Source organism: Enterobacter sp. MGH 37 (genome assembly GCF_000534515.1).
GTDB lineage: Bacteria > Pseudomonadota > Gammaproteobacteria > Enterobacterales > Enterobacteriaceae > Enterobacter > Enterobacter kobei.
Window position 1 is genome coordinate 1,981,236 of the sequence record NZ_KI973206.1, and the last position, 12,049, is coordinate 1,993,284.

The following is a 12,049-nucleotide window of genomic DNA, read 5'->3' on the forward strand; positions in this document are numbered from 1 at the left end:
GCAATAGTTCGACCCCCGTCAAAAAAAGACGGTCATCGAAAAATGGGTCCGGGAATGGAAAGGGCGCTATGGTACTGGATGGCAGCCATTTCGTCACGTGTCAAAATAGGCCAAGTTGCCCTGTCACTAGTGTAGCAAAATCGTCGTCGATGAAGGGCAAAATTCCGTCGGCGACCGGCTGAAGCTGACGCGTCAGGTAGTGATCGTAATCGAGCGGTGAGTATTGATAATCCACCGGTTCCGGACCGTTAATTGTCCAGACGTATTTGATCGTCCCCCGGTTCTGATACTGCGGGGCGCGGCCGCGCTTCACGTTCTCTTCATCCGCCAGGCGCGCGGCGCGTACGTGGGGAGGCACATTACGTTGATACTCTGCCAGCGGGCGGCGCAGGCGTTTGCGGTAAACCAGTTGGTTATCCAGATCACCCGCCATCAGGCTGGCGATGGTTTCGCGCACGTAATCCTGATAGGGCTCGTTGCGGAATACCCGCAGGTAAAGCGTTTGCTGGAACTGCTGCGCCAGCGGGGTCCAGTCGGTGCGAACCGTCTCCAGCCCTTTGAACACCATCCGCTGCGTGTCACCTTCCTGAATCAGCCCGGCGTAGCGCTTCTTGCTGCCCTGGTCGGTACCGCGAATGGTGGGCATTAAAAAGCGGGCGAAATGGGTTTCAAATTCCAGTTCTAACGTGCTGGTTAACCGCTCTTTTTGCAAACTTTCGCGCCACCAGGCGTTCACGAAGGCGACCAGTTCTTTGCCGATTCGCGCGGCGTCCTCTTCAGAATGGGCGGCTTTCAGCCAGACAAAGGTGGAGTCGGTATCGCCATAAATGACGTCATAGCCCCGGGATTCAATCAGCGCTTTGGTTTGACGCATGATTTCATGCCCGCGCATGGTGATGGATGACGCCAGTCTGGGGTCGAAAAAGCGGCAGGCGCTGGTGCCCAGCACGCCGTAAAAAGCATTCATAATGATTTTCAGCGCCTGCGAGAGGGGCTTATTGCCGTGACGCTTCGCCTCGTCGCGCCCGTGCCAGATGTTTCCCACAATTTCAGGCAGGCAGTGTTTTTCACGCGAGAAACGGGCGCCGAGAAAGCCTTCAGTGCTGTGCGCGTCGTCCGGCTGCGCCATCCCTTCCACCAGCCCCACCGGGTCAATCAGGTACGTGCGGATAATCGACGGATACAGGCTTTTATAATCCAGAACCAGCACCGAATCGTAAAGCCCTGGCCGGGAGTCCATCACATACCCGCCGGGGCTGGCCTGTGGCGGTACGTCCCCGAGGTTGGGGGCAACGTACCCTGCCCGGTGCATGCGGGGGAAATAGAGGTGGCTAAAGGCCGCTACCGAGCCGCCGTGCCTGTCGGCCGCGAGGCCGTTTACCGTCGCGCGCTCCAGCAGGAATGGCATGATCTCGGTTTTGTGGAAAATCTGCGTAACCAGCTCGCAATCTTTCAGGTTATAGGTGGCGAGCGCCGGTTTATCTTCGTTAAAGCGTCGGTCAATCTCATCCATTCTGTCCCAGGGGTTGTCAATGGATTTGCCCTCGCCAAGCAGCGCCTGTGCTACGGCTTCAAGAGAGAATGACGAGAAGTTCCAGAAGGCGGATTTCAGTGCCTCGATGCCGTCGATAATCAGGCGGCCATTGGCCTGGGCGAAGAAGACGCCATTCTTAAAGCCGTGCTCGCGCCACTCCAGCTCGCCGTTGCCGCGCCCGAGTATCAGCGGAATGCGATACCGCTCGGCATGTTTTTGCAGCACGCGCAGGTCGAACTGCACCACGTTCCAGCCGATCAGGACATCGGGATCGTAGTCGGCAAACCACTGGTTAAGCTTCTCCAGCAGCTGGGGTCGGCTATTGACATATTCAAGCCGGAAATCCAGCGTGGACGCATCGCCATTTGGCGGCCCAAGCATGTACACAACCCGATCGCCGCAGCCTTCCAGACCAATGCAGTACAGCTCGCCGTGGCGGGTGGTTTCAATGTCCAGGGAGACCCATTTTAGCGGCGGGCGATAGCCCGGGTTAGGCTTCAGACGAGCGTTAACGAGGCGACCGTTTTGCGCTGTGCCATCCACCCAGACGGGCGCGGTAATAAACCGTTCCATCAGGAAACGCTCGGGGGGGCGGATATCCGCTTCGTAGAGCGTTACGCCCGCCTCGCGCAGCAGCTTTTCATAGCGCATCAGTTGACGATGGGCGCGACAGTAAAGGCCATATACCGGCTGACGGTGGAAATCTTTCAGCTCAAGAGGGGTGATGCGCCAGCCGTTTTCGCCGCGCAGCAGTTGTTTGACTTTTTCGACGTGCGATTCAGGAATAAACGCCACGGACTCCTGCGGCGGCAGCGTTACGTGCACCGGGCCGCTGTCCGTCGCCAGCCAGAATTCAACCTCAGTGCCCTGGGGTGTATCCCGCCAGTGCCGGGTCAGTAAAAAGCCTTCTTGCGCCTGCGTCACACCGTTATTCCATAAACAAAACCAGGCTTGATTATAGCCTGGTTAAGGGGTGTTTGCTGGGGTTTTATACAGTGTCTTTTTTGCCGGATGGCGCTGCGCTTATCCGGCCTACAAGCTACTGCCCGTAATACGCTTTCGCGCCGTGCTTGCGCAGGTAATGCTTATCCAGCAGGGTTTGCTGCATATCCGGTAGCTGTGGCGCGAGCTGGCGACAGAAGATCCCCATATAGGCGACCTCTTCCAACACGATGGCGTTATGTACCGCGTCTTCCGCGTTTTTACCCCAGGCGAAGGGACCATGGGAGTGCACCAGCACGCCAGGCATCTGCGCCGCGTCGATACCCTGTTTTTCGAAGGTTTCGACAATCACGTTGCCGGTTTCCCACTCGTACTCACCGTTGATTTCCGCCTCGGTCATTAAGCGCGTGCAGGGAATGGTGCCGTAAAAGTAATCCGCGTGGGTGGTACCCGTGGCCGGAATGGACTGGCCCGCCTGCGCCCAGATGGTGGCGTGACGCGAATGGGTATGCACGATGCCGCCGATGGTCGGGAATGACTGATACAGCAGACGGTGGGTAGGCGTATCGGAGGAGGGTTTTTTGTTGCCTTCCACCACTTCACCCGTTTCGATGCTGACCACCACCATATCGTCTGCCGTCATCACCGTGTAATCCACGCCAGAGGGCTTGATCACGAACACACCTTTTTCGCGGTCAACGGCACTGACGTTGCCCCAGGTCAGGGTCACCAGGTTATGTTTCGGCAGCGCCAGGTTGGCTTCGAGCACCTGTCGTTTGAGATCGTCTAACATTGTTGTCTCCCTGCCCGGTGAACACGGTGCCACCGGGCATTTCGTACTTAGCGTTTCGAACCGTAATAGACTTCGTTCCAGCGCAGCGCATCTTTGAACGCAGGCAGGCGGGTGTCGTTATCAATCACGGTCAGTTCGATATCGTGCAGCTCGGCGAACTGACGCATGTCATTCAGATCCAGCGCGTGGCTGAACACCGTGTGGTGCGCGCCACCGGCCAGGATCCAGGCTTCTGACGCGGTTGGCAGGTCTGGCTGTGCTTTCCACAGGGCGTTGGCGACAGGAAGTTTTGGCAGTGAATGCGGCGTTTCAACTGCATCGACGCAGTTCACCAGCAGGCGGAAACGATCGCCCAGGTCGATCAGACTGGCGTTGATGGCCGGGCCCGTGCGGGTGTTGAAGATCAGACGAGCCGGATCGGCTTTACCGCCAATGCCGAGGTACTGCACGTCAAGAATCGGTTTCTCTTCCACCGCAATAGACGGGCACACTTCCAGCATGTGCGAGCCGAGTACCAGGTCGTTGCCGTTTTCGAAGTGGTAGGTGTAATCCTCCATAAAGGAGGTGCCGCCCTGCAGACCGGTTGACATCACCTTCATGATGCGAAGCAGAGCGGCAGTTTTCCAGTCGCCTTCGCCTGCAAAGCCGTAGCCCTGCTGCATCAGACGTTGTACTGCCAGACCCGGGAGCTGTTTCAGGCCGTGGAGGTCTTCAAACGTTGTCGTAAAGGCGTGGAAGCCGCCCTGTTCCAGGAAGCGCTTCATGCCAAGCTCAATGCGCGCGGCATCCAGCACGTTCTGGCGCTTGTCGCCGTTGATTTGTGCCGCAGGCGTCAGGCGGTAACGGCTTTCGTACTCGTCTACCAGCGCGCTCACGTCGCCATCGCTGATTTCATTCACTACCTGCACCAGGTCGCCCACCGCCCATGTATTGACGGAGAAACCGAACTTGATTTGTGCTGCGACTTTATCGCCATCGGTGACCGCCACTTCACGCATGTTGTCACCGAAACGCACCACTTTCAGATGGCGGGTATCTTGTTTCGATACCGCCTGACGCATCCACGAGCCGATACGGTTTTGCGCCTGGCTGTCCTGCCAGTGACCAGTCACGACGGCATGCTGCTGACGCATACGCGCGCCGATGAAGCCGAACTCGCGGCCGCCGTGCGCGGTCTGGTTCAGGTTCATGAAGTCCATATCGATGCTGTCCCACGGCAGGGAGGCGTTAAACTGGGTATGGAACTGCAGCAGCGGTTTGTTGAGGATAGACAGGCCGTTGATCCACATTTTGGCCGGTGAGAAGGTGTGCAGCCACACGACCAGACCGGCGCACTTGTCGTCGTAGTTCGCGTCGCGACAGATATGGGTGATCTCATCCGGCGTTGTACCCAGGGGTTTCAGCACCAGTTTGCATGGCAGTTTGGCTTCCGCGTTGAGGGCATTAACGACGTGCTCCGCATGTTTCGTCACCTGCTGCAGCGCTTCCGGCCCGTACAGGTGCTGGCTGCCAATCACAAACCACACTTCATAATTATTAAAAATGGTCATCATCGTGTCCTTAATGGGTCAGGGTTGCCGTCGTGTCCGCGGTGTGTTTTGACGGGGCGGCGACAGGGAGATAGTGAAGTTCGGCGCTTTTTGCCCATTGCTGGTAGCGCTGATAAAGCTGTTCAAAGCGTTGTGCCTGCTGGGCACGCGGCTGGAGTGTGTTTTCGACGGCGCTCGCCATATGCTGCTGCGCGGTGGGGATATCCGCGTGGACACCGGCTGCCACGGCGGCGAAAATCGCCGCGCCCAGCGCGCAGCATTGATCGGACGCGACAATCTGCAGCGGACGGTTCAGCACGTCGCAGCAGGCCTGCATAATGACCGGATTTTTACGGGCGATGCCGCCCAGTGCCATCACGTTATTCACGTCGATACCCTGTTCGGTGAAGCACTCCATAATGGCGCGCGCGCCGAAGGCAGTGGCGGCAATCAGGCCACCGAACAGCGCTGGGGCGTCGGTCGCCAGGTTGAGATCGGTAATCACCCCTTTCAGTCGCTGGTTGGCAAACGGCGTGCGGCGGCCGTTAAACCAGTCCAGCACCACCGGCAGGTGATCGAGAGACGGATTTTTCGCCCAGGCTTCCGTGAGCTGTGGCAGAAGCTGTTTTTTACTATCGGCGATCTGGCTTTTCAGTTCAGGATGCGCAGCCGCGAGCTGATCCAGCGGCCAGCCCAGCACGCGGCCAAACCAGGCGTAGATATCGCCGAACGCGGATTGACCCGCTTCGAGACCGATGAAGTCCGGCACCACGCTGCCGTCAACCTGGCCGCAAATGCCTTTTACCGCGCGATCGCCAACGGTGGCTTTATCCGCCGTCAGAATGTCGCAGGTGGAGGTGCCGATAACTTTCACTAGCGTGTTAGGTTGTGCGCCCGCCCCCACGGCACCCATATGGCAGTCAAACGCGCCCCCGGAAATCGCCACGTTCTGCGGCAGGCCGAGGCGTTTTGCCCACTCTTCGCAGAGCGTGCCCACCGGAATATCGGCTGTGAAGGTGTCGGTAAACAGCGGGTAGGTCAGGTTTTTATTGATAATTGGATCGAGTTCATCGAAGAAGGCTGCCGGAGGCAGACCGCCCCAGCTTTCATGCCACAGGGATTTATGCCCGGCGCTGCAGCGTCCGCGGCGAATATCCTGCGGACGGGTGGTGCCGGAGAGCAGGGCGGGAACCCAGTCACACAGCTCAATCCACGATGCCGCAGCCTGCGCAACGGTCGCATCGGCACGGGTGACATGCAGGATTTTGGCCCAGAACCATTCGCTGGAGTAAATTCCGCCGATATAGCGTGAGTAGTCTGTTTTGCCCGGCTGATGGCAAAGACGGGTGATGGCTTCGGCCTCTTCCACGGCGGTATGGTCTTTCCACAGCACGAACATGGCGTTCGGGTTGTCGGCGAATTCCGGGCGCAGCGCCAGTACGCGGCCTTCGGCATCCACCGGGGCTGGCGTTGAGCCGGTGCTGTCGACGCCAATCCCAACGACATCGGCCCGCTGGGCATCCGTCAGCTCCGCCAGAACGGTTTTGACGGCCGCTTCCATCGACTCGATATAGTCACGCGGGTGGTGACGGAACTGGTTATTTGGCGCATCACAGTAGCGCCCCTCTTGCCAGCGCGGGTACCACTCAACGCTGGTTGCTATTTCCTGGCCAGTCGTACAGTCCACTGCCAGCGCGCGAACCGAGTCGCTGCCAAAATCGAGGCCAATTGCAATTGCCATGGTGTTGCTCCATCCGAAAAACAGGTATGGAAGAACATTAGAGACTGGGGACAAAAATCGTCAGGCAGGATCCGCTAATCTTATGGATTAAATTGCTGTTACAGCGGAAAGTGTGACGCCGTGCAAATATTCAATGTGGACATTTCTGCCGCACTTATAGACACTTTTGTTACTGCTTATCTGCCTCCTCTGGCGGAGAAATCAGGGGGAAAGGCTGAAACATGGCGGACGTAAAAGAGGCGTGATGCTTTCTGGATCTTTTCGCAGACCATTTTTGACCTGCTTTTAGTGATATGGACAATTGGTTTCCTTCAGGACCGTTGGGAGAACTGAATCTATGGCCGAAACGCAAAACGATCCCTTGTTGCCGGGATACTCGTTTAACGCGCACCTTGTGGCAGGGCTGACCCCTATCGAGGCTGAGGGATATCTCGATTTTTACGTCGACCGACCGCTCGGGATGAAAGGGTATATCCTCAATCTGACCGTACGCGGAGAGGGGATCATCAAGAATGGCGACCAGCAGTTCGTCTGCCGCCCCGGCGATATCCTGCTGTTCCCGCCGGGGGAGATCCACCACTACGGCCGTCATCCGGATGCCAAAGAGTGGTATCACCAGTGGGTCTATTTCCGTCCGCGCGCCTACTGGCAGGAGTGGCTTACCTGGCCGGCTATTTTTGCGCACACCGGTTTTTATCGCCCGGATGAAGTGCATCTGGCGCAGTTCCGTGAGCTGTTCGCGCAGATTATTGACGCAGGGCAGGCTGGTGGTCGCTACGCTGAACTGCTGGCGATAAACCTGCTTGAACAACTGCTGCTGCGACGGATGGAGGCCATTAACGAGTCGCTTAATCCTCCGCTGGATAACCGCGTGCGCGACGCCTGCCAGTACATCAGCGACCATCTCGCCGACAGTCAGTTCGATATTGCCAGCGTCGCCCAGCATGTGTGTCTGTCGCCGTCACGGCTGTCACATCTGTTTCGCCAGCAGCTTGGCGTCAGCGTCCTGAGCTGGCGTGAGGATCAGCGTATCAGCCAGGCGAAACTGTTGCTCAGCACCACCCGGATGCCGATTGCCACCGTGGGGCGTAACGTTGGCTTTGAAGATCAGCTCTATTTTTCTCGCGTCTTTAAAAAATGCACCGGTGCCAGCCCGAGTGAATTCCGCGCGGGATGTGAATAAACGGTAAAAAAAGATAAACAAACAGGTGAACGTAGAAAGCTACCTGTAAACTATTCAGACAATTGTTGCCTTGACGCAGTGCGGGGCGCTAAGCAGAATCGCTGATTCGTTTTCTGACCGGAATAGTTATGCAGGCATTGCTGGAACACTTTATTACCCAGTCCGTTATGTATTCGCTCATCGCCGTGGCGCTGGTGGCCTTTCTGGAGTCGCTGGCGCTCGTGGGGTTAATCCTGCCCGGCACCGTGATGATGGCGGGTCTTGGCGCGCTGATTGGCAGCGGCGAGGTCAATTTCTGGCAGGCGTGGCTGGCCGGGATAATCGGCTGCCTGCTGGGCGACTGGATCTCCTTCTGGCTGGGCTGGCGCTTTAAGAAGCCGCTGCACCGCTGGTCGTTCATGAAAAAGAACAAAGCGCTGCTGGATAAAACCGAGCATGCGCTGCATCAGCACAGCATGTTTACTATTCTCGTCGGCCGCTTTGTGGGACCCACGCGTCCTCTGGTGCCGATGGTTGCCGGAATGCTGGATCTGCCCGTTGCAAAGTTTGTGGTGCCGAACATCATCGGCTGCGTCTTCTGGCCGCCGTTCTACTTCCTGCCGGGGATCCTGGCCGGTGCGGCCATCGATATTCCTGACGGCATGCAAAGCGGTGAGTTTAAGTGGCTGTTGCTGGCAACGGCGGTGCTGCTGTGGCTGGCTGCGTGGCTGTGCTGGCGGTTATGGCGCAGCGCGAAAGCCAGTGTCGATCGCCTGACACGCTATCTTCCGCGCACTCGTCTTTTGTGGCTGGCCCCGCTGATGCTGGGCGTTGCGGTGGTGGCGCTCGTCGCACTGATTCGCCATCCTCTGATGCCGGTGTACGGTGAAATCCTGTTGAAGGTGGTGAGCCGTTAATGTGTTTCCCTCTCCCTGCGGGAGAGGGCCAGAGTGATGGCATCAGACTGCGCTGATGCCCAGCAGCGACGACGCGGTAGCGTTACCCTTCAGAAGTTCTTCTGTCATCCCATCCCACACAATTCGTCCTTCGGCAATGACCACCGATCTGGGAGCAATCCGTGCGGCATCTTCGATGCTGTGCGAAACCATCAGCATCGTCAGCTGCTGGCGCTGAGAGACGTCCTGCACAAGCGTCAGCATCTCCTGGCGCAGCGCCGGGTCGAGCGCAGAGAACGGTTCATCCAGCAGCAGTATCGGCTGTTCGCGGACCAGACAACGGGCAAGCGCCACGCGCTGACGCTGGCCGCCGGAAAGCTCGCCGGGCAGCCTGTCGAGAAATTCCGCGATCCCCATCTGAGCGGCAATGACCTCTAGCTTCTGGCGCTGGGGGGCGTTCAGCTTGAGTCCCGGATGCATCCCCAGCGCGATGTTTTGCCGCACCGTCAGGTGGGTAAACAGGTTGTTTTCCTGAAACAGCATGGAGACAGGACGTTTTGCAGGCGGCGTATGGGTATGGTCCCGATTTTCAATGATTATCGATCCGCTTGCTGGCTGCAGAAACCCCGCAACCAAATTGAGCAGCGTGCTTTTTCCCGCACCGCTTGGGCCAAGCACCGCAATAATCTCTCCCTGACGCACGGAGAGCGTGAAGCGCATCGGCAGATGCTGGTAAAGCCAGGTTACATCAGTCAGTTTTAACATCACGCCCCGGAAGTTTTTCGATAACGGTAAAGAGTCCAAAGCACAGCAGGAGCAGCAGCAGCGCCGTGACGGCCCCGTCCTGGCTGCGGTAGGAGCCAATCTGCTGATAAAGCCAGAACGGCAGCGTGCGGAAATCGTCATTGCCGAAAAGGGCCACCACGCCAAAATCCCCGATGGAGAGTACGCAGGCGAAGGCCAGTGCCTGGGCGAGGGGTCGTTTCAGGGCGCGAAGTTCCACCACCTTTAACCGCCGCCAGCCGGTTATCCCAAGGGACTGACACAGGACGCTGTAGCGGCTGTTGACATCCCGCATAGGATTTTCCAGTACTTTCAGCGCGTAGGGGATGGCCATTAAGGCATTGGTAAAAATGACGATGCCGTCAGCACTTTCCGGCAGGCCGACGGTGGTGTTAAACAGCAGGAAGAAACCGGTCGCCAGCACAATGCCCGGCATCGCCAGGATCAGCATGCCCGTTAGCTCCAGCGCTTGTCCGGCTTTACGGGCATGACGCGCGTAGAGCTCGCGGCTGCTCCAGAGCAACATCATGGTCAGGATCACGCATAGCGCTCCGGCTGCCAGCGCAATGCGTACCGAGGTCCACGTCGCTTGCCACAGCACGGGCTGTTGCAGTACTGACACCACATTCCTGTTCAGGCCATCAACGATAACGGCCAGCAGCGGTGGCAACAGAAGCAGGAGTGCCAGCACGATCAGGATAAAATCGGAGACGCGGCTGTGCAGGCTATCCTGCGGATCGCGCCAGCCCGAGAGGCTATTGCTGCCCGGGGGAATCGCTTTGCTCAGGCGCTGGCTCAGCAGCACCAGCACCAGACAGCACGCCATCTGCACGATCGCCAGAAGCGCGGCGCGGCCCGGATCGTAGTCGTAACTTAAGGCCTGATAAATCGCCAGCTCAATGGTGGTCGCCTGTGGCCCGCCGCCGAGAGAAAGCACGGTGGCGAAGCTGGCGAAGCAGAGCATAAAGATCAGCGCGGCAACCGGGGCAATCTGACGTCTTAACCAAGGCCATTCGACAAAGCGGAAAAACGACCATCCACGCATGCCAAGCTGAGCGGCAATCTGGCGTTGTTCGCCGGGAATATTCTCCAGTGCCTGCAAAAAGAGGCGCGTTGCCATCGGCATATTGAAAAACACGTGCGCCAGCAGAATGCCCTGCAGGCCGTATGGCGAGAAGGTCCATTCCAGGCCAAGCCGGGCAAAGAGCAACGCCAGCCAGCCCTGTCGACCGTAAACACTCAGGATACCAAATACCGCGACCAGCACGGGCAGGATCAGCGTCATGGCGCACAGGCGCAGCAGGACTACTCTTCCGGGGAAACGCCGACGATACAGAGCCCGCGCAAGAAAAATAGCCGGGAGCGCTGACAGCAGGGCAGAAAGAAACGCCTGCCAGAAGGAGAAACGAATGACGTGCCAGAGATAGCTATCGCGCCAGAGCGCGAGCAGATCGCTCTCCGGCGCGTTGAACCACAACGCAAGGAATGCTCCCAGACTGACTACCACCATCAGCATGGCGGCGAGCAGTCCGGGAAGTAACCAGCCGGGAATTAACGGCTGACGGCGCGTTGCCATTCACTTACCCATGCTGCTCGCTGCGCGGCCACCTGCTGCGGCGTAAACTCCAGCGACGTTTGTGGTTTGGTTAACTGGTCGAAACCGGCTGGCAGTGCAACGTGGGTGACGGGATACATCCAGTTGCCCGCAGGAATGGCATTCTGGAACGCCGGAGAAACCATAAATTTCAGGAACTTCTCGGCGAGTTCCGGCTGTTTGCTGGCAGCGGTACGCGCGGCAACCTCCACCTGCAGATAATGCCCTTCGGCAAAATTCGCGGCGGCGTAGTTGTCTTTCTTCTCGGCGATAATGTGGTAAGCCGGCGAGGTGGTGTAGCTTAGCACCAGATCGCTTTCGCCTTTCAGGAACAGACCATACGCTTCACTCCAGCCTTTGGTCACAGTGACGGTTTTGGCGGCCAGCTTCTGCCACGCTTGCGGCGCGTTCTCCCCGTAGACCTTCTGCATCCAAAGCAGCAGTCCCAGGCCTGGCGTGCTGGTACGCGGATCTTCATAAATCACGCGCCATTTCTGGTCGCTCTCCACCAGCTCCTTCAGGCTCTTCGGCGGATTTTTCAGCTTGTTTTTGTCATAGACGAAAGCAAAGTAGCCGTAGTCGAACGGCACAAAGGTGTCGTTGTTCCAGCCGCCCGGCACGTTGACGGCCTCTGCCGCTACGCCGCTTTTGGCAAACAGTTTGGTGTGCGTGGCGGCTTCCAGCAGGTTGTTATCCAGCCCGAGCACCACGTCGGCTTTGCTGTTTTTCCCTTCCATACGCAGACGGTTAAGCAGCGACACGCCATCTTCCAGCGCCACGAATTTCAGCTCGCAATTACAGTCAGCTTCAAAGGCTTTTTTTATTACCGGGCCTGGGCCCCAGTCGGCAGAGAACGAGTCGTAGGTATAGACCGTCAGGACGGGTTTCGCGAACGCAGGCAGCGCAAACAGCGCCAGCAGAGGAAGAACTTTTTTTAACACTTTGCACCTCAGGGTTGAGTGGCAAAGGATTTTGAGAGACAGCCTCAAATCCCTTCGCCGGCGTTATCCGGATCAGGTTCGACGGGTATTATCTCAGCGCACATCTGTGATGCAGCACCCCGTTGAGAACGGCG

The 12,049-nt window shown here is 58.0% G+C and carries 9 protein-coding genes and 1 riboswitch; of the genes, 2 read left to right on the forward strand and 7 right to left on the reverse strand.

The annotated features are described in order from the left end of the window. Positions 1–100 precede the first annotated feature (100 nt). The 4 genes from polB to araB form a co-directional block, all read right to left on the reverse strand. Positions 101–2,458, reverse strand: coding sequence for a DNA polymerase II (gene polB / locus L383_RS01915; protein WP_023332070.1), 2,358 nt, complete (start codon positions 2,456–2,458; stop codon positions 101–103). 115 nt (positions 2,459–2,573) lie between these two features. Then, positions 2,574–3,269: an L-ribulose-5-phosphate 4-epimerase gene (gene araD, locus L383_RS01910; RefSeq protein WP_014882513.1), complete on the reverse strand. Its 696-nt coding sequence runs from the start codon at positions 3,267–3,269 to the stop codon at positions 2,574–2,576. Positions 3,270–3,316: 47 nt separating this feature from the next. After that, the gene (araA, locus tag L383_RS01905) at positions 3,317–4,819 is read right to left on the reverse strand and encodes an L-arabinose isomerase (protein WP_014882514.1); all 1,503 of its coding nucleotides are present in this window, start codon (positions 4,817–4,819) and stop codon (positions 3,317–3,319) included. Between the two features lie 10 nt (positions 4,820–4,829). Continuing rightward, positions 4,830–6,539 (reverse strand): ribulokinase, encoded by a 1,710-nt coding sequence (gene araB / locus L383_RS01900; protein WP_023332071.1) that lies wholly within the window; start codon positions 6,537–6,539, stop codon positions 4,830–4,832. Between the two features lie 337 nt (positions 6,540–6,876). Here araB and araC point away from each other — a divergent pair, with 337 nt between their 5' ends. Both araC and L383_RS01890 read left to right on the forward strand, forming a co-directional pair. After that, complete coding sequence (gene araC / locus L383_RS01895; RefSeq protein WP_014882516.1) at positions 6,877–7,722, forward strand: arabinose operon transcriptional regulator AraC; 846 nt, start codon at positions 6,877–6,879, stop codon at positions 7,720–7,722. Positions 7,723–7,850: 128 nt separating this feature from the next. Beyond that, entirely contained in the window at positions 7,851–8,618 is a 768-nt protein-coding gene (locus L383_RS01890; RefSeq protein WP_014882517.1) for a DedA family protein, read from the forward strand. Positions 8,619–8,660: 42 nt separating this feature from the next. Here the strand turns inward: L383_RS01890 and thiQ are convergent, their stop codons facing one another. Genes thiQ through thiB form a run of 3 tightly spaced genes read right to left on the reverse strand, consistent with a single transcriptional unit; the run spans position 8,661 to position 11,915 of the window. Further along, positions 8,661–9,362, reverse strand: coding sequence for a thiamine ABC transporter ATP-binding protein ThiQ (gene thiQ / locus L383_RS01885; protein WP_023332072.1), 702 nt, complete (start codon positions 9,360–9,362; stop codon positions 8,661–8,663). Then, complete coding sequence (gene thiP / locus L383_RS01880; protein WP_032629718.1) at positions 9,346–10,956, reverse strand: thiamine/thiamine pyrophosphate ABC transporter permease ThiP; 1,611 nt, start codon at positions 10,954–10,956, stop codon at positions 9,346–9,348. The genes thiQ and thiP overlap by 17 nt, the downstream gene beginning before the upstream one ends. Then, the gene (thiB, locus tag L383_RS01875; RefSeq protein ID WP_023332074.1) at positions 10,932–11,915 is read right to left on the reverse strand and encodes a thiamine ABC transporter substrate binding subunit; all 984 of its coding nucleotides are present in this window, start codon (positions 11,913–11,915) and stop codon (positions 10,932–10,934) included. Before thiB ends, thiP begins: the two co-directional genes overlap by 25 nt. 31 nt (positions 11,916–11,946) lie before the next feature. Beyond that, positions 11,947–12,047: riboswitch (TPP riboswitch) on the reverse strand. Positions 12,048–12,049: the final 2 nt, after the last annotated feature.